The following is a 24,879-nucleotide window of genomic DNA, read 5'->3' on the forward strand; positions in this document are numbered from 1 at the left end:
TTAGATTAATATTGTAATTAGATAGTTTATTTTTAGGAGGATTTGAAAATGCTTAATGAAGAAAAAGAAGTTACAATGAATGATTTCTTTGATAATTATGATGTAAAGAAATTAAATAGAGGAGAAATATTAAAAGGTACAGTTATAGAAGTAAGTGATAAGGATGTAAGTGTTAATATAAATTATGCTTTTGATGGATTAATTTCAAAAGAAGAAGTATCTATGGATAATAAAGATCCTAGAGAAGTAGTTAATGTGGGAGATGAAATTACAGTATATGTACTTTCACCTAATGATGGAGAAGGTTATGTTGAACTTTCTTTAATAAAAGCTATGGAAATAACAGAAAAAGAAAATCTGAAAGCAGCTTATAATGAAGGAAAAGTTATAATTGTAAAAGTAAAAGAAGAAGTTAAAGGTGGTTTAGTAGCTTATTATGGAAATATAAGGATATTTATTCCAGGATCACTTGCGTCAAGGGAGAGAATTGAACTTAGTACTTTACTTGAAAAGGAATTAGAGGCTAAGATAACTGAATTAGATTTCAGAAATAATAAAATAGTTGCATCAAGAAGGGTACTTGAAGAAGAAGAATATGAAAAAAATCAAAAAGCAATCTGGAATACTTTAAAAGAAGGAGAAAAGAGATCTGGAGTTGTTAAAAAGATAGTTAAATTTGGAGCTTTTGTAGATATAGGTGGAGTAGAAGGATTAATTCACCTTTCAGATTTATCTTGGAAAAGAGTTAATAGAGCAGAAGAAGTTGTAAAAGAAGGTGATAAAGTAGAAGTATTTATAGGAAGTGTGGATAAGGAAAAGAAGAGATTATCTCTAATTCTAAAAGATGTTGAACAAGAACCGTGGACTTTACATAGCAAAGATTTAAAAGAAGGCGATGTTGTAGAAGGAAAAGTATGTAGATTAACTTCATTTGGTGCTTTTGTAGAGCTGTTTGATGGAATTGAAGGCTTAGTACATATTACTGAAATAACAGATGATAATATTGCAAAAGCTTCTGATGTATTAGAAGTGGGTCAAAAGGTTAAAGTAAAAGTATTAAGTATTGACAACGAAAGCAAAAAAATTGCATTAAGCATAAAAGAGGCTGTTGAGACTAATAAAGAATATTTAAATTATGTTGATAATGAAGAAGATGGAACCTCTTTAGCTGATTTACTTAAAGGATTTAAGTTTGAATAAAGATATAAAATGAAAAGATAATGCCTACTTAAATTTAGGCATTATCTTTTTATTTTATTGTATTATATTTTTTCGATTTTTAACATATTAGTTCCACCTGTATGAGTTGTAGGCATACCAGCAGCAACTATTATATCATCTCCAGGTTCAGTTATTCCTAATTTAAATACTACATTTTTAGCTTCATCTAAAATTTGATCTGTAGTATTAAACATGTCACATAGCATTGGATAAATACCAAAGTTTAAGCTTAAAGACCTTCTAACTTGGTCATATGGAGTAATAGCTATAATTGGAGCTTTTGATCTATATCTTGAAAGTATTCTGGCAGTAGCACCACTTTTTGTAGCTGCAACTATTGCTTTTGCATCTAGTAAATTAGCAGTTCTACAAGCAGAGTAACTTATTGCAGCAGCATAATCAGTAAGAGATGGTTCTCTAAGTCTTGCAGTTAAAGCATTATAATCTAGGTATTCTTCAGCTTCTTGAGCAATATTAGCCATAGTTGTTGCGGCTTCAATTGGGAATAAACCAGAGGCACTTTCACCACTTAACATGATTGCATCAGTTCCATCAAATATAGCATTACAGATATCACTAGCTTCAGCTCTTGTAGGAAGAGAATTTCTTATCATTGAATCAAGCATTTGAGTAGCTGTAATTACTATTTTACCTGCTTTATTACATTTTTTAATTATCATTTTTTGAATTATAGGTACCTTTTGTATTGGAATTTCTACACCCATATCTCCTCTAGCAACCATAACTGCATCAGTAACTTCTATAATTGAATCAATATTATCAACACCTTCTTGATTTTCAATTTTAGCAATCACTTTTATATGCTTTCCATTATTTTCAGCTAAGATCTTTTTGACATCAAGAATATCACTAGCTTTTCTTATGAAAGATGCAGCAATGAAATCTACACCCATCTCACATCCAAATTTAATATCTTCGATATCTTTTTCAGTTATTGAAGGGAGTTTTATAACTACATTAGGTACATTAACACCTTTATGATTTTTAATCATACCACCAACTTCAACTACTGTGTGAATAGTTTTTCCTTCAATACTAGTAACAGTGAATTTTAGAAGACCATCATCTACTAGAATTTTACCTCCTACTTTTATATCTTCATAAAGTTCTAAGTAAGATATAGAACATCTATGTTCATCACCAAGAATTTCTTCTCCACAAATAAAATCAAAAGAATTGCCTTCCTTAAGTTCTACACCATCATTGACAAAATTATGGGTTCTTATTTTAGGACCCTTAATATCTAATATAATTGCAGTTGATGAATTTTTTTCCTTTCTTAAACGCTTTATTAATTCTATTTTTTCTTTATGTGTCTCATGAGTTCCATGGGAAAAATTTAATCTTGCGGCACTCATACCAATATCAATGAATTTGCCTAAAACTTCTTCATTATCACTGGCAGGTCCAATAGTAAAAATCATTTTTGTTTTTTGCATATTAACACCTCATCCTAATAATTTATTTTAATATATATTTCATCTAATTTTGAATAAATTAGCAATAATACACTACATAAATGAAAAAATATAAAATAGTAAAATGCTCGCAATAAATTTAAAAAAATGGAGCAAAATATATAATATCAATTATAGTCTTATCAAAATACATTTATTAAATTCATTAAATCTAGGCAGGAATAATTCTAATACACGTACTATATAATTTAAAATCAGAAAAATTATTGCTAAATAATAATACATAAAACGAATATTATTGTTTAGCTATAGATTAGTTATAGAGAGGAAACTAATATTTGATTTGATTATTGGAAAATTAAAAAATTATATAATTTTAACTATGTAAAGATAGATATGATATAATAAATGAAATAATTGATTAATATCTTATTATCTTATGATATTAAAGTGATATAAAAGATATATCAAATATATTGTACCACACAATTTTGGAAAGGAAGATATTATTATGAAAACTTTAGAAAAACTTACAGAAGAAAATGTATTTAAATATTTTAGTGAAATAAGCAAAATTCCAAGAGGATCAGGAAATGAAAAAGCTATAAGTGATTATTTATTAAATTTCGGTAAAAGTTTAGGCCTTGAATCAATTCAAGATGATGCAAATAATATAATTATAAAAAAGCCAGCAACTAAAGGATATGAAAATGCGCCGACAGTTATAATTCAAGGACATATGGATATGGTATGTGAAAAAAATAAAGATAAAGTACATGATTTTACTAAAGATCCTATAGAGTTAGTGGTAAAAGATGATTATATATATGCAAATGGAACGACTTTAGGAGCTGATGATGGAATTGCAGTTGCATATGCAATGGCAATATTAGATTCAAATAATATATCTCATCCAGCTCTTGAAGTGTTAATTACAACTGATGAAGAAGCAGGAATGAGTGGAGCTATGGCATTAAGTCCAGAGCATATAAGTGGAAAAATTATCTTGAATTTAGACAATGAAGAAGAAGGAAAACTTTTAGTTAGCTGTGCTGGGGGAATTAGAACAAAATCTTCAATAAAAATTCAATTAGAAGATAAAAAGGAAGCTATTAAGGAATTTTCTATTGAAGTAAAGGGACTAAAAGGCGGTCATTCAGGAATGGAGATTCACTTAGGAAAAGGAAATTCTAATAAAATAATAGGAAGAATTTTAAAGAACATTTCTAATGAAATAAGCTTTAATTTAGCTTCAATAGAAGGTGGATCAAAGAATAATGCTATTCCAAGAGAAGCAAGTGCAGTAATATCAATAAATGAAACTGACAAAGATAAGTTATTTGAAATAGTATCAAATCTTACTAAAGATTTAAAAAATGAATTTGCAACTAAGGATCCAGGATTATTAATAAATATTTGTGAAACTACTTTATCAAATAATAAGGTAATTTCAAATGAAATAACACAAAAAGTAGTTGATTTATTGTATATGTATCCGAATGGTGTGAACACAGAAAGTGCTGATATAAAAGGACTTATTGAAAGTTCTACTAATTTAGGTGTAGTGCTTATGAATGACAATGAAGTTGAATTTGATAGTGCGGTAAGAAGCTCAGTATTTTCGTTAAGAGAAGATATCGTAGAAAAGATAAAATGTATAACAGAACTTTTGGGTGGAGAATTTTCTAGTAATGCTGGCTATCCAGAATGGCCATATAAAGCAGATTCGAAAATAAGAGAAATATGTAAAGAGGTATTTAAGAGAATGTATAATAAAGAACCAGAAATTGTAGCTATACATGCAGGTGTTGAATGTGGATTGTTTAAGGAAAAATTAGGTGATCTTGATATGATTAGCTTTGGCCCAGATCTTTATGATGTTCACACACCAAATGAGCATATGAGTATTTCATCAGTTGAAAGATGTTATGAATATCTATTAGAAGTACTTAAAGAAATTAAATAATTAATTTAAATATCATTTTTCAAGAGATTAAAGTATATGAATATATTTTAATCTCTTTTTTATTTCATATTTTAAATAAGAAAAATTTTAAAATTACATTACATAACTCATAAATGGATTTCCAAAGGAATAATAATATATAAATGAGTTTTAGTATTAAAAATCTGGGGGTGGCATTATGAGATACACAAGATATGAATATAAAAGATATAGCAAACTAAAATTTCTATGTAGTGTTATTATTATAGGTGGTATTTCTATTGGTGGAGGCTTATATATAAGTAGTTTAATTTTTGATAGAAATCAAGAAAATTCAGTACAAACAACAGCATCTAAAAACAATGATAAAGATAAAGTTGTGGATACTAATATGAATATAATAGCATTACAATGTGGATATTATTCAAAGAAAGAAAATGCAGAGAAATCTGTAAATGAACTAGCTGCTTATTGTACACCATTTATAATCGAAAGCGATGGAAAATTTAGAGTAATGGCAGGGATATATGAAGAAAATAATGCAAGTAAAAAGTTTGATGAATTAATATCCAAGGGGATAGAAGTGGCAAAAATTAAATTAACCATAAATGGAGAAAATAATGAAGATAAAAAATGTATTGAAGTGATGGATGGAGTTTTTACTATATTAAATAAACTAGACGAAGATGGTGTTAAGAGTATAAAGACTGAAGACTTCAAAAAATGGACTCAAAATATAATAAATAAAGAGGACTTAAATAATTCTAAAAAACTTAATCTAATAAATGAGTGTATAAATAATTTCCCAGAAGAAATAAATAAGAATAATAAAGGAGAAATTAGTGCCAATGTATATAAAGCAATTAACGAGAATTAAATTAGTTGTTTAATGAAATTATTACAACAAAATTAATTTTATATAAAAAAAAACATAACTTAATAGAACACACTTGTTTAAGGTGTTGTTAAATGATAAACTATAGGGTGTAGAATTGTTGCTGAGACAAATCTACACCCTAATGTCTATTTAAAAGAGTATTTGTCAATAATAATAGATAGATTCTTTAAATTTAGGATGTGAAAATATGAGAATAATATTAGCATCAGCGTCAGAGAGAAGGCAAGAACTTCTAAAAAGGTTAGTTTCTGATTTTGATATAATTATAAGCAATTTTGATGAAAACAAAGTTGATTTTAGGGGCTCTATAGATGAGTATGTTAAAGAAATAGCATTAGGAAAAGCGATGGATGTTAGAAATAGAGTATCTAAGGATTCAATAATAATATCAGCAGATACTATAGTTACATTAGACAACAAAATTCTTGGAAAGCCAAAGGATGAGAAAGAAGCTTTTAAAATGTTAAAGTCACTTCAAGGAAAAAATCATTTTGTTTATTCTGGAATTGTTGTAATAAATAATAAAGAGAATATTATAATACAAAAGAGTTTGGCTACAAAAGTCAAATTTTCCAATATGAGTGATGAGGAGATTTTTCAATATATAAATACAAAAGAACCAATGGATAAGGCTGGAGCTTATGGTATCCAGGGAATCGGAGGAGTTTTTGTTGAAAGCATAGAAGGATGCTACTATAATGTTGTAGGTCTTCCTTTAAATACATTGAGATCTGTTCTAAAAGAAATAGTATAGAAAATATTTCAACATTAGATATGATTTAAAAGAGCAATTTTTTCTTACAATGTAATAAATGATATCTATGAAGAATATAGCTTGTAGGTTAATCTGGGGTGGGGAGTTTTAATTATTTGGAGGTAAATAATGAAAGCAATCCCAAGAAATAAATATGATGATAGCTATGAAACACCAAGAGAAAGATTAGTAAAATTTGGACCAGAGGTGTTAGCAAATCATGAGCTTTTAGCAATTATACTTGAAAAAAACTCCAATAAAGAGAGGATACTTCAATTAAGTAGTAAATTGTTAATGGAGTTTGATGGATTAGATGGAATACTAAGTGCAAGTTTTGAAGAAATTAAATCTATAGAAGGTGTAAGAGGTGCTAGAGCAGCTCAAATACTTGCTATATCTGAATTAGTAAGAAGACTTAGTACATTAAGGGCATCAAAAAAAGAAGTTAAAATTAGTTGCCCGGAAGATTTAGCTAGTGTTGTAATGAATGAAATGAATAGCTTAAATCAAGAAGTGTTAAAAGTTGTATTTTTAAATACAAAGAATATAGTTATTGGAAGTAAGGATGTTTTTAAGGGCAGTTTGAATAATTCTATTGTTCATCCGAGAGAAATATTTAAACCTGCAATAAATAAAAGTAGTGCATCTATAATTGTATGTCATAACCATCCATCAGGGGATCCAACACCAAGCCGAGAAGATATTAATATTACTTTAAGAATAAAGGAATGTGGAAATATCTTGGGAATAAAATTGTTAGATCATATTATTATAGGTAACAATAAATTTGTTAGTTTAAAAGATAAAAAACTTATATAAATTGGAAGGAGCAAACGCAATAATGGGATTTTTTGGTTCAGGAAAAGATATGGGAATAGATTTAGGTACAGCAAATACTTTAGTATTTGTTAAAGGAAAAGGTATAGTTTTAAGAGAACCTTCAGTTGTTGCTATGAATAATGTAACAAAAAAAACATTAGCAGTAGGTTCAGAAGCTAAACTTATGATTGGTAGAACACCAGGAAATATTGTTGCTATTAGACCATTAAAGGATGGAGTAATTGCAGATTTTGATACAGCTCAAACTATGATGAAGAATCTAATAGAGAAAGTTACTACAAAAAATGCATTTAAGAGTCCAAGAATAATAGTATGTTATCCTTCAGGAGTTACAGAGGTAGAAAAGAGAGCTATTGAAGAAGCAACTAAACTTGCAGGAGCAAGAGATGTTGTATTAATGGAAGAGCCAATGGCAGCAGCTATTGGAGCAGGACTTCCAGTAAGTGAACCTACAGGAAGCATGATTGTTGATATCGGTGGAGGTACAACAGAAGTTGCAATAATTTCACTTGGAGGTATTGTAACTAGTAAATCATTAAGAGTTGCAGGAGATGAATTAGATCAATCAATCATTTCTTATATAAGAAAAGAATTTAGTTTAATGATAGGTGAAAGAACAGCAGAACAAGTAAAAATGGAAATAGGATCTGCTTATAAATTAGAAGGCGAAGAAGAAATGCTTATGGAGATAAAAGGCAGGGATATGATAACAGGCCTTCCAAAGATAGTAGAAATTTCTGAATCACAAGTAAGAGAAGCTTTAAAAGAACCCGTTTATGCTATTATAGAATCAATAAAAACTACATTAGAAAAAACACCACCTGAACTAGCTGCAGATATAATGGAAAAAGGTATTATGCTTGCTGGTGGAGGAGCTTATCTAAGAGGACTAGATGTATTAATAAATAAAGAAACAAATATGCCTGTACATATAGCTGAATCACCTCTTGATTGTGTAGTATTAGGAGCAGGAAAAGCATTAGAGGATTTTGACAAAATTAGCAGAGATCAAAGAGGTTAATTAAATGAAGCTTCTTAAAAATAAGCTGGCAGTAACTATTATAGTACTGTCAGTTACATTTTTAGTATTAATTATTGCTACTTTTAAAAGAGAAAACAAGAGTATGATTGAAAGTGGTGCAGGAGCGGCATTAAATCCAGTCCAAAGTATTGTCTATAAAGCAACAAATAGGGTGAAAGAAAGTGTAGATTTCTTTTTAAACTTCTCAGAAGTAAAAGAAGAAAATAAGAATTTAATTACTGAAAATGAAAAATTGAAAGATAAATTATTAGAGTATTCTGATTTAGCAGATGAGAACGAAAGATTAAGACAAATATTGAATTTCACTGAAGAACATAATAATTATGATTATGTTGGATGTGATATTATTGGATATCCTAACAATAATATTTCTGACGGATATTTTATTAATAAAGGTGAGAATGCAAATATACAAAAAGGGATGGTAGTTGTAGCGGCACAAGGACTTGTTGGCCAAGTAACTAGCGTTGGATCAAACTGGAGTATAGTTCAATCCCTTGCAAATGAAAATATAGTGGTTGCTGTTATGGCAGATAGTACAAGAGAAGCAACAGGATATATAAAAGGATATAAAGATAGACAAAATAGGAATTTGGCTAAGGTGTATGATCTTCCAATAGATTCAGAAATTAAAGAAGGCGATGTAATAATGACTTCAGGCGTTGGAATGCTTTATCCAAAAGAAATTAGAATTGGTGAAGTAACTAAAGTTGAGGAAGATAAGGTAAAAGTAATGAAAAGTGCTATAGTTAAGCCTTATGTTGATTTTAATAAATTGGAAGAATTGTTTGTAATAGTTCCTAAAGATATAAGGGACACAAAAGAAGTTAAATATAATTAGGTGATAAGTATGGAAAAAATAATTTTAATATTAATTTCTATAGTACTACTTATCTTAGACAATTCATTTGCTCCATTTTTTGCTATACATGGAGCTTATCCGAGTTTACTGCTTACTTTTTCTATAGCGTATTCAATTTTAAAGAAAAAAGAAGATGCAGTATTTATAGGAGTTGTCAGTGGGCTATTACAAGATATATATTTTTACAATGGTTTCGGTGTAAATTCATTGTTGAATTTATTTTTGTGTATTATGGCAAGTGTGATAGGTGAAAGTATTGTAAGAAATAAGAGATTAATTCCTACAGTAAGTATATTTGTAATTACGATTGTTAAGTTTTTTGGAATATTTATGATATTTTCCTTTATGGATATTATTGTTGAAGTGGATTTTATAAAAATTATAATCATGGGATTGTATAACTCAATAATAATGTTCTTCATGTATAAGATAGTATCTAGACAATTGGATAAAAATAACAACAATCAACAGTGGAGGTTTAAATGATAGTAAATAAACCAGCCAAAAAGAAAAAGATATCAAGATATACTGTTTTAAGTATAATAATGTTAATAATATTTGGAACTATTACTTTTAAACTTATATATCTTCAAATTTTAAATCATGAAGATTATAAAGAAAAAGCCAATGTTACATCAACAAGGTTTGAATCAGAAAAAGCACCAAGAGGAAGAATTTATGATCAAGAAGGAAATATATTGGCTGATAATATAAATACTTATACTCTTTCATATACAACTACAGATGATGCAACAAATAACTTCTATAGTACAATGAGTGAAATATTTAAAATATTCAAAGAAAATAATGAATCTATTCAAGATAATATGGCATTAAAAATAGATTCTGATGGTAATATTTATTTTGAATATACAACTAGTGATAAAGAATCACAAAATTATCAAGAATTAAGATTCAAAAAAGATAGAGGATTTGATGATACACTAAAAAAGAAGATGTTTCCAGATGTTGAAGAGTTAAGTGATGAAGAAAGTGCAAAATTAGATTCAGAACTTCTTAAGATAACTCCAGAAGAAATGTTTTATGAATTAACCAAAAAGTATTCTTTAATTGAACTTATTGATCCTAATTATAAGGACTCTAAAGAAAAAAAACAGATGTATGATAATATGTCTGGAAAGGAAATTGTAGATCTTATAAAGAAACAAGGATATTCTCTTGAAGAAATAAGAGAATTTATGGTTATTAAAGATGCAATAAAAATGCAAAGTTTTAAAGGATATAAAGCTGTTACTATAGCTGATAATATTCAAAAAAATACTGCACTTATAATTCAACAAAAGCTAATTAATTTACCAGGAATATCTGTTAATTTATCGCCTATAAGATATTATCCGTATGGAACACTTGGATCATCAGTGCTTGGATATGTATCATCAATAAATAGCTCGGAAGAAGAAAAATATGAGCTAAGAGGATATGATGCTTCTACAGATTTAATTGGTAAAGCAGGTATTGAATCAGCTTTTGAAGAACAATTAAAAGGTGTTAAGGGTGGAGCAACTGTAAAGGTAAATTCTCAAGGTAGAAAAACTGAAGAATTGTTTAAATTAGAATCTTATCCAGGAAATGATGTTCATTTAACAATAGATAGAGATATTCAGTATGTAGCAGAACAGGCTCTTGCTGATGGAATTAAAAATATCCAAGAAAATGGATCTGATAGGGGATATAGATTTGCAAATGCTACAAGAGGTGCTTTAGTTGCTGTAGAGGTTAAAACAGGTAGAATATTATCTTTAGTAAGCTATCCGGGATTTGATCCAAATTTATTTACTACTTCCGGTAAGCTTACTTCTGAAGAAACTAGAAATTACTTTAATCCAGATTTAGATTCATTTGGGACAGAACTTATACAAAGAATGGGATTGACTAAGGACTTAGATTATATATTTCCAAAAGAAAATGGAGCAAGAGTAGATAAGTACGATTTATATCCAAGACCATTTTATAATTATGCTACAATGGCATTGATTCCACCAGGATCAACATTCAAGCCACTTACAGCCATTGCAGGGTTAGAAACAGGAGTTATAGATCCGACTACTACGATTTATGATAAAGGTAAATTTGATGAACATCCAGAAACTTTCGGAGTTGGATTTGCTCCTCAATGTCTAGTATATAGTAATTATGGATATGGACATGGTTCAATCGATGTAAAAAAAGCTCTTGAAGTTTCTTGCAACTATTTTTTCTATGAAACAGCTTATAGATTGTATAAATATAATGGTGGAAATATTGATTCGCTAGATGCTATAGCAAAGTATGCATATCAATTTGGACTTGGAATAGACCCGAATAGTAAAGCTAATCCATCGACAGGTATTGAAATTCAAGAAAACTTTGGCCAGACATATAACTTTACTTCTTTTAGAAGAAATTCAGTGTATTATGCTAAGTATGAATTAGTAGATTACTTAGAAAAAGGTGATTATAAGGGAATAATCACTAATTTCGTTCCTTTTGATATACAAGTTTCAGATGATGACATTGAAGAAGTTAAAAATGCAAAGCAATCAATAAAGGATAAAGTTGCAAATTACTTAGGTAATGTTGGTACTGATGATAATAAAAATCCATCAGAAGAAGAATTCACGAAAGATGTTAAAAAAGATGTAAAAACAATAATCGAGCATTCTGATATATATAAGAAAAGAGTGGCAGATTACGAAGCAAAGACAGGTAAAACTGTAAGTCTTGATAATCAAGCTAATATAGTGTCAAATATAATAGCGAGATTTACAGTAAATGATAAAGCTGCCGAAATTAAATCACCAGCTCAGCTCGTATTCGCATCTATAGGTCAAGGTATGCATACATTTACGCCACTTCAATTAGCAGGTTATGTTTCAACAATAGCTAATGGAGGAACAAGATATAAGTTACATTTAGTCGATAAGATTACAGACAACGATGGTAATGTAGTGCAGCAATTTGAGCCAGAAGTATTAAATAAAGTAGAAATGAAACAAAGTACTATTGATGCTGTAAAAGAGGGAATGGCAAAGGTTAATGAAGATGATGGAGGTACAGCGAGTACTGCATTCATGGGATTTCCGATAAGTACAGCAGGTAAAACAGGTACAGCTGATTTCTCAGAGACTCAAAATGAAGTTGGAAGAGCACCATATGCTACCTATGTGAGTTTTGCGCCTAAAGAAGACCCAGAAATAGCAGTGGTTGCAGTAGTTTTTGATGGAGGTCATGGAGGTTCAATAGCACCAGCTGTTAGAGCTGTTTATGAAGCATATTTTAAAGATAGATTATTAGAGATGGATCCTAATTATGCATATAAATCTCAATCTTTCCAGAAGTATGTTTTGAATAATCCATATAGAACAAAAACTGATACAGAAGCAACAAGTAATGAAACTTCCGGAAGTGAAGTTACTTCTGAATCAGGTGATGGTCAAAATAATACAGAATCAAATAATGAACCAGAATAAAATAAAAAAATTATCCCAATAAAATGTATTGGGATAATTTTTTTATATAATATATAAACTATTTAAAAATACAGATAGTTATTATATTCTAAATAAGAATAACGTATTTTATGAGTTGGAGGTAAAGATATGAAATATGATAATATATTACAAGGGAGATTTATCTCTCGTCCTAATAGATTTATAGCTAATGTTGAGATAAATAATAAAATAGAAGTCTGCCATGTCAAAAATACAGGCAGATGCAAAGAGCTATTGATACCAGAGGAAACTACTGTGTTTGTACAAGAAAATGATAATCCTAATCGTAAAACAAAATATTCTCTAATTACAGTGAAAAAAGGTGATAGATTAATTAATATGGATTCACAAGTACCAAACAAAGTTGTATATGAATGGATTAAAAAAGGAAATCTATTCAATAGCCCATCATTAATAAAACCAGAAAAGAAATATGATAAGTCTAGATTTGATTTATATGTTGAAGAAGGAAGTAGAAAAGCATTTATTGAAGTTAAAGGAGTTACTCTGGAAGAAGATGGCGTTGTAAGATTTCCAGATGCACCAACGGAAAGAGGAGTAAAACATTTAAAAGAACTTTGTAATTGCATAGATGAAGGATATGAAGCATATATAATTTTTGTTATTCAAATGAAAGATGTTTTATATTTTGAACCTAATGTAAGGACACATAAGGAATTTGGAGAAGTATTAAGAGAAGCAAAAAAACATGGTGTTAATATATTAGCTGTAGACTGTGATGTTACTGAAAATTCCATCGATATAAGAGATTATGTGAAAGTTAAGATATAAAAGTCTAAAAGTATCTAAATATATATACAAAAATATTGAAATAATGATATAATTTTAAATGGATATATAAAAAATATTTAAAGGTACATATTGGATATTGAGTTAAAAATATGATTTGTGATTGGTTTAACCTGCAGAGTTATTGGAGGCAGTAAATGTATAATGATGGAATTGTAATTAAGGGCAACAAGGAAGGCATAAACACACAGATTGACATAAGTAAATTTGCTGATTTTGAAGATATGCTCATGAACCTTATAAAGAAACTTTCTAAGGGAAAACACTTTTATAAGGGAACAACACTAATTCTAAAAATTGATTTAAAAGCAATTACTCAGAAAAATGTCCAAACACTTAAAGAAGTGTTATTAAATCAAATTGAATTAAAAGATATTGTATTAGAAGATATTGAAAAAAATATAGAAAAAGATGAAGAAAAAGATAAAAAAGTATTTTCAGGGGTATATGAAGGAAAAACTAGATTTATAAGGAAAGCTGTAAGAGGTGGTCAATGTATTAATTACCCAGGCAATATAGTTATTATTGGTGATGTTAATAGTGGTGCTGAAGTTTCTGCAGCGGGTAATGTAATTGTTTTAGGAACATTAAAAGGAAAAGTAAGCGCGGGAACAAATGGAAATACAAAAGCTTTTATTGCAGCATTTTCACTTCAACCAGAGCTTTTAAAAATAGCAAAATGTATGGCCATGTCTCCAGATGATACTGGAAAACCTAAATATCCAGAATTAGCAAAGATTAAAGATGGAATAATAATTGTTGAGCCGTATTTACCAAATAAATATATATATTAATGATGTCGGAGGGATTTTTGTATGGGAGTATCTATTGTAATTACTTCAGGAAAAGGTGGAGTAGGAAAGACAACAACAACTGCAAATATAGGGACAGCGTTAGCTTCACTAGGCAAAAAAGTAGTAGTTGTTGATGGGGATACAGGATTAAGAAATTTAGATGTATTATTGGGATTAGAAAATAGAATTGTATATACAATAATGGATGTTATAGAAGGCAGATGTAGATTAAAACAAGCTCTTATAAAAGATAAGAGATTCCAAAATTTATGTTTACTTCCAACAGCACAAACTAGAGATAAGGATGATATAAGTCCTCAAGAGATGCTAAAAATAGTAAAGGAATTAAAAGAAGAATTTGATTATGTGATTATAGATTCTCCAGCAGGAATAGAGCAAGGATTTGAAAATGCTGTAATTGGAGCTGATAGAGCAATAGTAGTAGTAAATCCAGAAATAACATCAGTAAGAGATGCAGATAGAGTTATAGGAAAGCTTGATGCTAAGGGTCTTGATGATCATGCCGTAATAGTAAATAGATTAAACTATCAAATGACGAAAAATGGAGATATGCTAGATGTTTCTGATATAATAGAAACTTTATCAATAGAACTAATAGGTGTTGTTCCAGATGACAGAAATATTACTGTTTCAACTAATAAGGGTGAACCGATAGTCTTAGATGATGGTGCATTTGCAGGAAAAGCGTTTAAGAATATAGCACATAGAATTATGGGAGAAGAAGTTGCATTTTTGGATTTGAATAATGAACAAGAAGGCTTCTTTACGTCTCTAAAAAAACTATTTAAGCGTAAATAGGGGGAGAGTTATATGGGATTTTTTAAGAGTTTAAGTAATAAACCAACTCCTAAGGAAGTTGCAAAAGATAGATTAAAATTGATTCTTATACATGACAGGGGAGAAATTCCTCCAGAAACAATAAAAAAAATAAAAGAAGAAATATTGGAAGTAATCTCTAAATATATAGATATTCAGGTTGATGATGTTGAGATATCAGTAAATAAAAATGATGATGATGAAGGAGATAATTCATCAGCACTTGTTGCCAATATTCCAATAAGAAATATACGTGGTAGATAAAAATGAAGTTTTTTGGTGGAAATTAACGATGATATAGTTGTTAATTTCTACTTTTTTTTGTGAAGATATTATGTAAAAGTAAATAATTTATTACGAATTTATTATCTTACATGAATTAATATAGAGAATATAATCATAATAATGTATAATTAAATATGCACTTATCAATAAAAATAAATATGATTATTTTATTTATGTTTATATCCGTGTATTTAAAGCAAAGAGGTGGAAATGTGTTTAAAAAATTAAAATTAGATACAAAGTTGATAAAAGAAATAGACAAAACTCTTTTAATTTGTATGATTTTACTTACTCTGTATGGAATATTTAATATATACTTATGTACTAAAGGAGATTATGGATTCTTTTTTGCTAAAAGACAATTTATGTGGTTCTTAATTTCCATGGTAGCTTTGTATTTAGTTATAACATTTGATTATACATTTATAATGAATTATGCTCCTATAATTTATTGGGGAACTGTAGTTCTGCTTATTATAACTAGGTTTGCAGGTGTTGTAGTTAATGGGGCAAGAGGATGGCTAAGGTTTGGACCAATATCATTGCAGCCAGCTGAGTTAGCAAAGCTAGGAATAATATTTATGCTGGCTAAAAAGCTGGAAGAAATGGATGGTCAGATAAATGATGTAAAGAATTTTTTCACACTGGTATTCTATGCAGCCATTCCAGTATTATTTATAATTATTCAACCTGATATGGGAATGACCATGGTTTGTTTCTTCATAGTTCTTGGAATATTTTTTATTGCTGGACTAGATATGAGAATAATTGGTGGAGGACTTTTAAGTATTGTATTAGCAATAGTTATAGTTTGGAATTCAGGTTTACTTCCTTCTTATCAGAAAGCTAGATTTACAGGATTCTTAAATCCAGCTGCTGATGATAGTGATACAGGATATCACTTAACACAGTCACTTATAAGCATAGGATCAGGTGGCATTCTTGGAAGTAGACCGTCTATAAAAAATGATAGCAGTACAGGTTATGCAGCTCAAAATGTACCAGAAATACAAACAGACTTTATATTTGCTGCAATAGCAGAACAATATGGATTTTTGGGAGCTATGCTATTAATAGTATTATATGGATTTTTAATATATAAGATGATAGCAATAGCTAGAACTTCAAAAGATCTATTTGGATCAATAATATGTGTAGGAATAATTTCATACTTCTTACACGCTATACTGCAGAATATTGGTATGACTATAGGATTGCTGCCTATAACAGGAATAACTCTGCCTCTTATAAGTTATGGTGGAAGTTCACTTTTAACTACTATTATTTCAGTTGGATTAGTATTAAATGTAGGTATGAGAAGAAAGAAAATATATTTTTAATGAGTTTAATTGGGATGTCGCATTAAATAATCTGCGGCACCCCTTTTTTGTTATATTATACATTGATTTTGCTAAGGTAAAATTTAATGTTTTATACTTTTAACTTAAGTTAATTCTAAATATTCACTTTTAGTTATTATCTATTTATAAACTATGTTTTGCAAATACGATAGTTCTATTTTGGGGTAATGTAAATTATTTTTAGAACAGCAATGTGCAATAATTAAATAAAGAATAATTATATATAATACTTATGAAATATATCTTTCATATTATCCTCTTTAGAAAAATATAATTAAATATATAAAAGAAGAAGGGGCGAGGGTGATGAACGATTATAGAGAAGCTTATGAAAATTATTATAGAAATATAAATAAAAAAACTAATGTAAATATCCAAGAAGATAAAAGTTCATTTTGGTCTAAAAATAAAGTGAAAAATTATAGAAGCAATAATAAAATTGAAGGTTTAGTATCTAAAGAATATTGGATTAAGCGTGTTGAGAGAGAAGTGGCAGGATCAGCTGTTATTATAGTGATTCTTTTTGGGCTCAAATGTTTTCCATCAGAAGGCACAACATCTCTATATATTAAATGTAAGAATATATTGAATACAAATTTAACATATGATCAATCAGTAGATATACTAAAAGGTATTGAAATAGGAACATTTAAAGGACAGAATTTTAATATAAATGGATTTACTTTTGATAATTTAAAAAAAGAAAATGTGAAGAAAGAATTTATTGACTGTATGAATTATATTAAAGATAATTCATTTAAGGTTGAAGAAAAAGAAATTTAAAGAACGTTTGGCAAGCAATTTGTAGAGGTTGTATTTTAATGAAGAAAAAATATAGAGTAATCATACTACAAATCCTTATTCTTATATTTATTATAAGTATAAATGGGAATTTTTTAATAGGTGTATTTTGGATTACGCTACATGAACTTTCTCATATCGTTATTGCAAGTAGTTATGGATGTAAGTTTAATAATTTCAAAATTAATGTTCTTGGTGCTAAAGCTGAAATATGTGAAATAGAGGAATTGTCTGAAAAAAGGAAATTAAATGTTTATTTAGCAGGCCCATGCTTTAATTTTATTATTGCGATGATGATGTATATTTTAAATTATAAATATAACTTGGTAATTTTTGAAAATAGCGTGAAAATAAATTTGAGTTTGGGATTATTTAATTTATTGCCTGCATATCCATTAGATGGATCAAGAATATGTGAAATATTGCTAACTAGAAGATATTTATATAGAAAGACAAAAAGTATTGTTGTTATTTTAAGTATTATTATTTCAATAATGCTGTTTCTTTTCGGAACTAGTATTATGATATTTTTACATAAAGTAAATATAAGTTTTTTCATGGCTTCTGTATTGATGATTTATACCTCAATTTTAGAAAAACAAAAAACAATGTATATAATAATGGGAGATATCTTTAAGAAATTAAAAAAATTAAAAAAATATGGCTATATAGAAAATAAAAGTATATCTATTTATTATAAAAAAGGATTGGTTAATGTATTAACTTTAGTAGATAAAAATAAGTTTAATATTTTTTATGTGTTAGATGATAATATGAAGGTTGTTGGAACTGTATGTGAAGATGAACTCATAGAAGCATTAAAGGAATATGGGAATATAAGTCTAGAGGAGTATATGAAGCTAAGATAGTAATATATATTGTTTTAAGAACAGGGGCTTATTATAAAAGATATTTAATTTTTTTTAACGCATAGGAAAGTATAAAATTTTTATCATAGCAAAAAACTTAAGAATAGAGCTATTCTGTAACTTAGATAGTCCAATACGTTAAAAAAATTATAGTCCCGCAAAAGAACCCAAAAGCAAGTTTTGGAACCTTTTGCATGGGTAAAAAAAGTGGCTTCTTATTTAAAAATGTGTTTGAGTAGTTGCTTATTTATAGTGTTAAGGTTTATATTTTACGTATAAAGCGTGGCGAAGCCACTTTTTTATTAAATTTAGTAAATGAAATCATATTTCATAGGAACAGTTCATATGCATCATAAGAAATTAAAAGATTCAAATAATTATATATTTAATATAGTAAAAAGTATTAATAGTTGTCAAAAATATCATTATTCCAATAATAATATAATTATGTTAGAATAGGTATAGTAATTTAGAGGAGGGAAGTATAAATAGTACTTCTTTTTTCTATTTAAGGAATTATTCAAATTAGACATATTATAAATATGGATATACTTATGATAGTATAGTTATATACAGAAATAGAGGATTATTCATATAAAATGTGGATAACTTAAGAAAATAAATCTAATTTGTGGATAAAGTTTCAGATTATAAAATAGAGTACTTTTAAGGAGGAAATAGTTAATGAATAAAATTTCAGATGATATTCTATTTAAGGTTGAAAAGCCAAGTAGGTATATTGGTGGAGAATTAAATGAAATTGTTAAAGATCCGAAATCAGTTGACATAAGATTTGCATTTTGTTTCCCAGATGTTTATGAGGTTGGAATGTCTCATTTAGGAAGCAGAATACTTTACCATACTATCAATTTAAGAGAAGATACATATTGTGAAAGAACTTTCGCACCATGGCCAGATATGGAAGCCTTAATGAGGGATAAGAATATTCCTTTATTTACATTAGAAACTAAAGATTCATTAAATGATTTTGATATCTTAGGATTTACTCTTCAATATGAAATGAGTTATACAAACATGCTTAATATGCTTGATATGTGTAATATACCATTAAGAACATCTGAAAGAGGAGAAGATTATCCTATAATTATGGCTGGTGGACCTTGTGCATATAATCCGGAACCTTTATATGATGTTGTTGATTTCTTTGAAATAGGTGAAGGTGAAGAAATCATGAACGATGTTTTAGACGTTTACAAACAATTTAAAAAAGAAAACAAAAGTAAAGCAGAGTTTTTAAGGGAAATAGCTAAAATAGAAGGAGTATATGTTCCATCATTATATGAAGTTACTTATAACGAAGATAATACAATAAAAGAATTTAAACCTAAGTATGAGGATGTACCTGCAAAGGTTAAAAAGAGAATAATAAATAACTATACAGCAGTAGAATTTCCAGAAGATATAATAGTTCCTTATACTGATATAGTTCATGATAGAATAGTTTTAGAAACATTTAGAGGATGTACTAATGGATGCAGATTCTGTCAGGCAGGAATGATATACAGACCGGTTAGAGAAAAGACTAGAGAAGATTTAGTTAAGCAAGCGAGAAAGTTAGTTGAAAATACAGGTTATGATGAAATATCACTTTCTTCATTAAGTACTTGCGACTATTCAGATATAAAAGAATTAATACATGATTTAATGGAGGAACATGAACCAGATAAAGTTGGGGTAGCACTTCCATCAATTAGAGTTGATGCCTTTTCTGTTGACTTAATTAAGGAAATTCAAAAGGTAAGAAAGACAGGTTTAACTTTTGCACCAGAAGCAGGATCTCAAAGAATGAGAGACATTATAAATAAGGGGTTAACAGAAGATAGAATCCTTGAAGCTGCAAGAAGTGCCTTTGAAGCAGGCTGGAGAACTCTTAAACTTTACTTTATGGTTGGTCTTCCTTATGAAGAATTAGATGATTGTAGAGGAATAGGCGAGCTTGCAGAAAAAATGGTTAAGGAATATGCAGAGATTCCAAAAGGAAAAAATAATAAAGGACTTAGAATAACAGTAAGTACATCTATACTTGTGCCAAAGCCATTTACACCATTCCAATGGGCACCTATGGCAAGAATTGAAGATGTTAATAAGAAGATTGAAGCTGTTAAAGGATCAATTAAATCTAAATGTATAGTTTATAACTATCATGAACAAAAGACATCATACATGGAATCAGTGTTTGCAAGAGGAGATAGAAGACTTTGTGATGTTCTTATAAAAGCTTTTGAAAAAGGTGCAAGATTTGATGGATGGACTCAGTATTTCAATTTCGACTATTGGACAGAAGCATTAAACGAATGTAATGTTGATGGAGACTTCTATGCATATAGAGAAAGAACATATGATGAAATATTACCATGGGATTTCATAGATATTGGAGTTACAAGAAAATATCTTGAAAGAGAAAATGAAAAAGCTAAAAAAGCAGAGCTTACTCAAAACTGTAGAAAAGGATGTACAGGATGTGGAGTAAATGTAAACTTTAAAGATGGGAAGTGTTTTGAAGGTGCGATACTTAATTAAATTTACTAAGGAACCAAATATAAAATTTATTTCTCATTTAGATGTACTGAGAACAATTCAAAGAAATATAAGAAGAGCAGATCTTCCAATAGAATATTCACAAGGATTTAATCCACATATGGCAACATCAATTGCGCAGCCATTGTCAGTAGGAGTTTATTCTAGTGGTGAATATATGGATATGGTTTTGACTAGAGAAATGAATGAGGAAGAAATAATAAAAAGATTGAATGAGACAGCTCCAAGTGGAATTAAATATATAAGTGCATTGGCTATTCCATATGTTGAGGGACAAAAGAAAGTGCCTCAAGCTATGGCAATGATAGATGCAGCAAGATATATAATAAAAATAAAATATACACAGATAGATAATGTAGAAACTGAAATGAATAAACTTTTGGAAAAAAACCAATGGAATACAATAAAGAAAAGTAAAAAAGGTTCAAAAGAAGTTGATATAAAAACTTTTATTAAAGAATTTAGTTTTTGGATTAAAGATGAATATTTAGTTATAAATACATTAATAAGTACTGGAAGTAGAGAACATTTAAGTGCAGAGTTATTAGTTAGATATATTCAAGAGAATACAACAAACGCAGATTTAGATGCTTTTGTTGATACGAAAAGAGAAGAAATGTATTTTTATAAAAAAGAAGATAAGCTAGTACCATTATATAAATGTTTAGAATAGTTAAGAGTTGACAGTGCACAGTTGACAGTTAAGAGGTCAACTGTCAAAGTAATTGTGAATTTTGAATTGTGAATTGTGAATTGAAAAAGGGTGGTGATTTTATGAAGGAGATTTTTATTGAGAGAAGTGAGAGTCTTTTAAGAATTGCAATTAAGGAGAATAATGAGTTAGTTGAAAGCATAGTAGAGGAAAAGAAAAGTGGACCTATAATTGGAGAAATATACAAAGGAAAAATTAAAAATATAATTCAAGGAACTAACTCAATATTCGTTGATTTAGGTTTAGATAAAGAAGGTTACATGTATTATAGTGACGAACTTAAATCTAAAGATTTAAAAAAAGGCGATGAAATATTAGTAGAGGTTATAAAAGAACCTATTGGAAATAAAGGCGCAAAAATAACTCATAAAGTTTCAATTCCCGGGAAATATGTCGTATTAGATTGTTATAGTAGTGGGATTAAATTTTCTAAAAGAATAAATGATGATTTAAAAAAAGAAGAAATATTAAATAATATTGCACCATTGGAAGATGTATGTATAACTATTAGAACAGAAGGTGCTAATATAGCCTTAGAAAAATTGAAAGCAGAAATAGATAAGTTTTATGAAATTTTTAAAAACCTAGATAGCAAAATGAAGTATTCATTAGGAACACAAAAGCTTTATGGTGATGATGCTATACTAACAAAGATTTTAACAAATAATATAGGTAATGAAACAGTAAAAGTTTTTGTTAATGATGAAAAAGATTTTAATATTATAAATAGTTTTGTTGATGGAGAAAGCAATTTTAAAATAGAAAAATATACAGGATACAGAGGAATATTTGACTATTATGGAATAGAAAAAGAATTGTTAAAGCTTAGACATCATAAGGTTAATTTACCTTGTGGAGGATATATTGTCATAGAGAAGACAGAAGCAATGTATGTTATTGATGTTAATAGTGGGAAAAATATAAAAGAAAGAAGCTTTAATAAAACAATTTTAGAAACTAATCTAGAAGCTGCTAAAGAAGTAGGAAAACAAATAAGACTTAGAAATTTAAGCGGAATTATTGTTATAGATTTTATCGATATGAGAGATAAAAATCAAAGATCATTAGTTATGTCCGTTCTTCAAGAGAGTTTAAGAAATGATAAAGGTAATGTTAAGATATTTCCATTTACAGAACTTGATTTAGTTCAAATTGCAAGAAGAAGGAATGGAAAGAGTATATATGAGTACATGGAAGAAGAATGCTCATTATGCAAAGGACGTGGAATAGTACTAAAGCTATCTTATATTGAAGGTCTTATCAAAAATGAAATTATAAGAATGAAGGAAGAAAATTCAATAGAGTCTTTTTATATTGAAGTAGACAGTGTATATAAAGACAGAGTAAAAGAAGATGTATTTAGTTTTCTGAAAGAAATAGATGCTTTAGGAAATGACATATATTTAAACTATGTTGATGGAATTGACGGATATAAAATAGAGCCACTTTTATTTCAAAATCAAAAAGATAATTTAAAAGATTATAAAGTGAATAATATTGAGGAATATTAAAAGATTTTGCTTTACAAAAAATTATGATTATGATAAAATGGCTTTTGTAGACCGCTCACATAAGGTTTTAATTTATAAACAAAGTTAAATCTTTGTACCGAAAGTGGCGAGACCGTTATGAGGAGGTGTTTTAATGTACGCAGTATTAGCAACAGGTGGAAAGCAATACAGAGTTAAAGAAGGAGACGTATTATTCGTTGAAAAATTAAACGCTGAAGTTGACACTACAGTTGAATTAAATGAAGTTTTAGCAGTTGAAACTGAAGATGGTATCAAAGTTGGTACTCCAGTAGTTGAAGGCGCTAAGGTTACAGCTAAAGTTGTAGCTCAAGGTAAAGCTAAAAAAGTTGTAGTTTTCAAATATAAGGCTAAGAAGGACTATAGAAGAAAGAATGGTCACAGACAACCTTATACTAAATTAGTTATCGAGAAGATCGAAGCTTAATGTTATGGTTAAGATAACAATTAATCAAAAAGAATGTAATATTGTTGGTTTCGTAATAAATAACCATGCCATATCAGATGAAAGAGATTTTCAGAATGATGCAGCACTTGTAGGTGAAGCATTTGATATGATTTGTAACTCAGTATCTGTTTTATCTCAAAGTGTTTTAATTGGTTTAGATGAAGTTTTAAAACTTAATTGTACATACGAAATCATGGATGGATATCTAAAACTAGATATTTCAGATTTTACTAAAGAAGAGTTAAATCAAGCTCAGGTATTGCTCAAAACATTTGAAAAAAGTTTAGAAAGTGTAATTTTGAGTTTGGAAGAAATGTTTGGAAAAGAAAAACGTAGGGAATATATAATTTTAGAAATAGAGGAGGTGTAGTCACATGCTAATCATGAACCTTCAATTATTTGCCCACAAAAAAGGGGTAGGTAGTACAAAGAATGGTAGAGACTCTGAATCAAAGAGATTAGGAGTTAAATCTGCTGATGGAGAATTTGTTCTTGCTGGTAACATACTTGTTAGACAAAGAGGAACAAAGATTCACCCAGGTGAAAATGTTGGAAGAGGTAAAGACGATACTTTATTCGCTAAAATCGATGGAGTTGTTAAATTCGAAAGATTTGGTAGAGATAAGAAAAAAGCTAGCGTTTACCCAGTACAAATAGAAGCAAAAGCTGAATAGTTTTTACTTTAAGCACTCTTAGTTTTAAGGGTGCTTTTTTTAATATTGGCTAGGTAAATGTAAGATTTATATATACTTATTAGAGTGGTATATTTTGAAAAGTATATTTTATCTATGTATTCTATATTAAAAATAGTAGGTTCATTTCTAAATAATAATATATACCTATATTTATAGTGCATAAGGCTATTATAAATTACTATATTACTGCTATGCTTATTTATATTTTTCAGTAATTGGATATATTAATCATTTCTTTATATGATTATCTTAATAAAATTCCAGTGTGTTTTTTCTAAGTTAAAAAAGTTAAGATTTCTTAAATTGCAGATATTTAAAGAAATGGAAATATAACATAATAAGGAAGTGCAAGAAAATATTCATACTTATGTTGATACTTAAAGCAGATATGATATAATAAAGTAGGTTTTTAAGGGAATACTTAAACTATAAGGTAGTTTTATAAATAATAAAATAAAAGAATTATTATATATTATGATAAAATATTATATAAAAAAGTTACATAATTTATTATAATATATTTTTTATGACTAAGAAATAAATATAGTTATGTTTTAGCAAATATACATATTTTAATAAGAAATAAGAATTTGGATTATTATTTTAAATAGCTTTTAATTTTATAGGCGTTCGGATATTAATGAATTGTGAGTATTCATTAAAAAATCAATTAGAAAAGAAAGGTGG

General features: G+C 28.4%; 23 protein-coding genes. 22 read left to right on the forward strand and 1 reads right to left on the reverse strand.

Annotation, left to right across the window (positions count from 1 at the left end; genetic code table 11):
- The first annotated feature begins 48 nt into the window (after window positions 1–48).
- Window positions 49–1,200 carry a 30S ribosomal protein S1 gene (rpsA, locus tag BN2920_RS04390; protein ID WP_058293811.1) on the forward strand — a complete coding sequence of 384 codons (1,152 nt, stop codon included), beginning with the start codon at window positions 49–51 and terminating at the stop codon, window positions 1,198–1,200.
- A gap of 62 nt (window positions 1,201–1,262) precedes the next feature.
- On the opposite strand, the gene pyk is transcribed toward rpsA, so the two are convergent.
- Window positions 1,263–2,681, reverse strand: coding sequence for a pyruvate kinase (gene pyk, locus BN2920_RS04395; RefSeq protein WP_058293812.1), 1,419 nt, complete (start codon window positions 2,679–2,681; stop codon window positions 1,263–1,265).
- A 490-nt stretch (window positions 2,682–3,171) separates the two neighbouring features.
- Here pyk and BN2920_RS04400 point away from each other — a divergent pair, with 490 nt between their 5' ends.
- From BN2920_RS04400 to rpmA, 21 genes are all read left to right on the forward strand, one after another.
- A complete protein-coding gene (locus BN2920_RS04400) occupies window positions 3,172–4,626 on the forward strand; it encodes an aminoacyl-histidine dipeptidase (RefSeq protein ID WP_058293813.1) in 1,455 nt (484 codons plus the stop codon).
- Between the two features lie 178 nt (window positions 4,627–4,804).
- A complete protein-coding gene (locus BN2920_RS04405; protein ID WP_058293814.1) occupies window positions 4,805–5,482 on the forward strand; it encodes an SPOR domain-containing protein in 678 nt (225 codons plus the stop codon).
- A 208-nt stretch (window positions 5,483–5,690) separates the two neighbouring features.
- Window positions 5,691–6,257, forward strand: a complete 567-nt coding sequence (locus tag BN2920_RS04410) for a Maf-like protein (protein WP_058293815.1) — start codon at window positions 5,691–5,693, stop codon at window positions 6,255–6,257.
- Between the two features lie 129 nt (window positions 6,258–6,386).
- A complete protein-coding gene (radC, locus tag BN2920_RS04415) occupies window positions 6,387–7,076 on the forward strand; it encodes a RadC family protein (protein WP_058293816.1) in 690 nt (229 codons plus the stop codon).
- A gap of 22 nt (window positions 7,077–7,098) precedes the next feature.
- A complete protein-coding gene (locus tag BN2920_RS04420) occupies window positions 7,099–8,118 on the forward strand; it encodes a rod shape-determining protein (RefSeq protein ID WP_058293817.1) in 1,020 nt (339 codons plus the stop codon).
- Between the two features lie 4 nt (window positions 8,119–8,122).
- Entirely contained in the window at window positions 8,123–8,980 is an 858-nt protein-coding gene (gene mreC, locus BN2920_RS04425) for a rod shape-determining protein MreC (protein ID WP_058293818.1), read from the forward strand.
- Window positions 8,981–8,989: 9 nt separating this feature from the next.
- Window positions 8,990–9,487 (forward strand): rod shape-determining protein MreD, encoded by a 498-nt coding sequence (mreD, locus tag BN2920_RS04430; protein ID WP_058293819.1) that lies wholly within the window; start codon window positions 8,990–8,992, stop codon window positions 9,485–9,487.
- Window positions 9,484–12,471 carry a penicillin-binding transpeptidase domain-containing protein gene (locus tag BN2920_RS04435; RefSeq protein ID WP_058293820.1) on the forward strand — a complete coding sequence of 996 codons (2,988 nt, stop codon included), beginning with the start codon at window positions 9,484–9,486 and terminating at the stop codon, window positions 12,469–12,471. The genes mreD and BN2920_RS04435 overlap by 4 nt, the downstream gene beginning before the upstream one ends.
- Window positions 12,472–12,600: 129 nt before the next feature.
- Window positions 12,601–13,284 (forward strand): DNA/RNA nuclease SfsA, encoded by a 684-nt coding sequence (gene sfsA / locus BN2920_RS04440; protein ID WP_058293821.1) that lies wholly within the window; start codon window positions 12,601–12,603, stop codon window positions 13,282–13,284.
- Window positions 13,285–13,439: 155 nt separating this feature from the next.
- Window positions 13,440–14,096 carry a septum site-determining protein MinC gene (gene minC / locus BN2920_RS04445; protein ID WP_058293822.1) on the forward strand — a complete coding sequence of 219 codons (657 nt, stop codon included), beginning with the start codon at window positions 13,440–13,442 and terminating at the stop codon, window positions 14,094–14,096.
- 21 nt (window positions 14,097–14,117) lie between these two features.
- Window positions 14,118–14,915 (forward strand): septum site-determining protein MinD, encoded by a 798-nt coding sequence (minD, locus tag BN2920_RS04450; protein WP_058293823.1) that lies wholly within the window; start codon window positions 14,118–14,120, stop codon window positions 14,913–14,915.
- Between the two features lie 12 nt (window positions 14,916–14,927).
- Window positions 14,928–15,197: a cell division topological specificity factor MinE gene (minE, locus tag BN2920_RS04455; protein ID WP_058293824.1), complete on the forward strand. Its 270-nt coding sequence runs from the start codon at window positions 14,928–14,930 to the stop codon at window positions 15,195–15,197.
- 233 nt (window positions 15,198–15,430) lie between these two features.
- Window positions 15,431–16,558 carry a rod shape-determining protein RodA gene (rodA, locus tag BN2920_RS04460; protein WP_083498705.1) on the forward strand — a complete coding sequence of 376 codons (1,128 nt, stop codon included), beginning with the start codon at window positions 15,431–15,433 and terminating at the stop codon, window positions 16,556–16,558.
- Between the two features lie 327 nt (window positions 16,559–16,885).
- On the forward strand, window positions 16,886–17,362 hold the full coding sequence (locus BN2920_RS04465; RefSeq protein WP_058293825.1) for a hypothetical protein: 477 nt from the start codon (window positions 16,886–16,888) through the stop codon (window positions 17,360–17,362).
- A 38-nt stretch (window positions 17,363–17,400) separates the two neighbouring features.
- Entirely contained in the window at window positions 17,401–18,249 is an 849-nt protein-coding gene (locus tag BN2920_RS04470; protein ID WP_058293826.1) for a site-2 protease family protein, read from the forward strand.
- A 684-nt stretch (window positions 18,250–18,933) separates the two neighbouring features.
- On the forward strand, window positions 18,934–20,790 hold the full coding sequence (locus BN2920_RS04475; RefSeq protein ID WP_058293827.1) for a TIGR03960 family B12-binding radical SAM protein: 1,857 nt from the start codon (window positions 18,934–18,936) through the stop codon (window positions 20,788–20,790).
- The gene (locus tag BN2920_RS04480; RefSeq protein WP_058293828.1) at window positions 20,774–21,481 is read left to right on the forward strand and encodes a TIGR03936 family radical SAM-associated protein; all 708 of its coding nucleotides are present in this window, start codon (window positions 20,774–20,776) and stop codon (window positions 21,479–21,481) included. The genes BN2920_RS04475 and BN2920_RS04480 overlap by 17 nt, the downstream gene beginning before the upstream one ends.
- A gap of 101 nt (window positions 21,482–21,582) precedes the next feature.
- Window positions 21,583–23,031, forward strand: a complete 1,449-nt coding sequence (locus tag BN2920_RS04485; protein WP_058293829.1) for an Rne/Rng family ribonuclease — start codon at window positions 21,583–21,585, stop codon at window positions 23,029–23,031.
- A gap of 133 nt (window positions 23,032–23,164) precedes the next feature.
- Complete coding sequence (rplU, locus tag BN2920_RS04490) at window positions 23,165–23,476, forward strand: 50S ribosomal protein L21 (RefSeq protein WP_058293830.1); 312 nt, start codon at window positions 23,165–23,167, stop codon at window positions 23,474–23,476.
- A 4-nt stretch (window positions 23,477–23,480) separates the two neighbouring features.
- On the forward strand, window positions 23,481–23,867 hold the full coding sequence (locus BN2920_RS04495; protein ID WP_058293831.1) for a ribosomal-processing cysteine protease Prp: 387 nt from the start codon (window positions 23,481–23,483) through the stop codon (window positions 23,865–23,867).
- 4 nt (window positions 23,868–23,871) lie between these two features.
- Window positions 23,872–24,171, forward strand: a complete 300-nt coding sequence (gene rpmA / locus BN2920_RS04500; RefSeq protein WP_058293832.1) for a 50S ribosomal protein L27 — start codon at window positions 23,872–23,874, stop codon at window positions 24,169–24,171.
- Window positions 24,172–24,879 lie beyond the last annotated feature (708 nt).

The organism is Clostridium neonatale (genome assembly GCF_001458595.1).
Lineage (GTDB): Bacteria > Bacillota > Clostridia > Clostridiales > Clostridiaceae > Clostridium > Clostridium neonatale.

What these genes read in the sequence shown, in the direction of transcription:
- rpsA (WP_058293811.1), top strand. Translation starts at nt 49, where the DNA reads ATGCTTAATGAAGAAAAAGAAGTTACAATGAATGATTTCTTTGATAAT.
- pyk (WP_058293812.1), bottom strand. Translation starts at nt 2,681, where the DNA reads ATGCAAAAAACAAAAATGATTTTTACTATTGGACCTGCCAGTGATAAT.
- BN2920_RS04400 (WP_058293813.1), top strand. Translation starts at nt 3,172, where the DNA reads ATGAAAACTTTAGAAAAACTTACAGAAGAAAATGTATTTAAATATTTT.
- BN2920_RS04405 (WP_058293814.1), top strand. Translation starts at nt 4,805, where the DNA reads ATGAGATACACAAGATATGAATATAAAAGATATAGCAAACTAAAATTT.
- BN2920_RS04410 (WP_058293815.1), top strand. Translation starts at nt 5,691, where the DNA reads ATGAGAATAATATTAGCATCAGCGTCAGAGAGAAGGCAAGAACTTCTA.
- radC (WP_058293816.1), top strand. Translation starts at nt 6,387, where the DNA reads ATGAAAGCAATCCCAAGAAATAAATATGATGATAGCTATGAAACACCA.
- BN2920_RS04420 (WP_058293817.1), top strand. Translation starts at nt 7,099, where the DNA reads ATGGGATTTTTTGGTTCAGGAAAAGATATGGGAATAGATTTAGGTACA.
- mreC (WP_058293818.1), top strand. Translation starts at nt 8,123, where the DNA reads ATGAAGCTTCTTAAAAATAAGCTGGCAGTAACTATTATAGTACTGTCA.
- mreD (WP_058293819.1), top strand. Translation starts at nt 8,990, where the DNA reads ATGGAAAAAATAATTTTAATATTAATTTCTATAGTACTACTTATCTTA.
- BN2920_RS04435 (WP_058293820.1), top strand. Translation starts at nt 9,484, where the DNA reads ATGATAGTAAATAAACCAGCCAAAAAGAAAAAGATATCAAGATATACT.
- sfsA (WP_058293821.1), top strand. Translation starts at nt 12,601, where the DNA reads ATGAAATATGATAATATATTACAAGGGAGATTTATCTCTCGTCCTAAT.
- minC (WP_058293822.1), top strand. Translation starts at nt 13,440, where the DNA reads ATGTATAATGATGGAATTGTAATTAAGGGCAACAAGGAAGGCATAAAC.
- minD (WP_058293823.1), top strand. Translation starts at nt 14,118, where the DNA reads ATGGGAGTATCTATTGTAATTACTTCAGGAAAAGGTGGAGTAGGAAAG.
- minE (WP_058293824.1), top strand. Translation starts at nt 14,928, where the DNA reads ATGGGATTTTTTAAGAGTTTAAGTAATAAACCAACTCCTAAGGAAGTT.
- BN2920_RS04465 (WP_058293825.1), top strand. Translation starts at nt 16,886, where the DNA reads ATGAACGATTATAGAGAAGCTTATGAAAATTATTATAGAAATATAAAT.
- BN2920_RS04470 (WP_058293826.1), top strand. Translation starts at nt 17,401, where the DNA reads ATGAAGAAAAAATATAGAGTAATCATACTACAAATCCTTATTCTTATA.
- BN2920_RS04475 (WP_058293827.1), top strand. Translation starts at nt 18,934, where the DNA reads ATGAATAAAATTTCAGATGATATTCTATTTAAGGTTGAAAAGCCAAGT.
- BN2920_RS04485 (WP_058293829.1), top strand. Translation starts at nt 21,583, where the DNA reads ATGAAGGAGATTTTTATTGAGAGAAGTGAGAGTCTTTTAAGAATTGCA.
- rplU (WP_058293830.1), top strand. Translation starts at nt 23,165, where the DNA reads ATGTACGCAGTATTAGCAACAGGTGGAAAGCAATACAGAGTTAAAGAA.
- BN2920_RS04495 (WP_058293831.1), top strand. Translation starts at nt 23,481, where the DNA reads ATGGTTAAGATAACAATTAATCAAAAAGAATGTAATATTGTTGGTTTC.
- rpmA (WP_058293832.1), top strand. Translation starts at nt 23,872, where the DNA reads ATGCTAATCATGAACCTTCAATTATTTGCCCACAAAAAAGGGGTAGGT.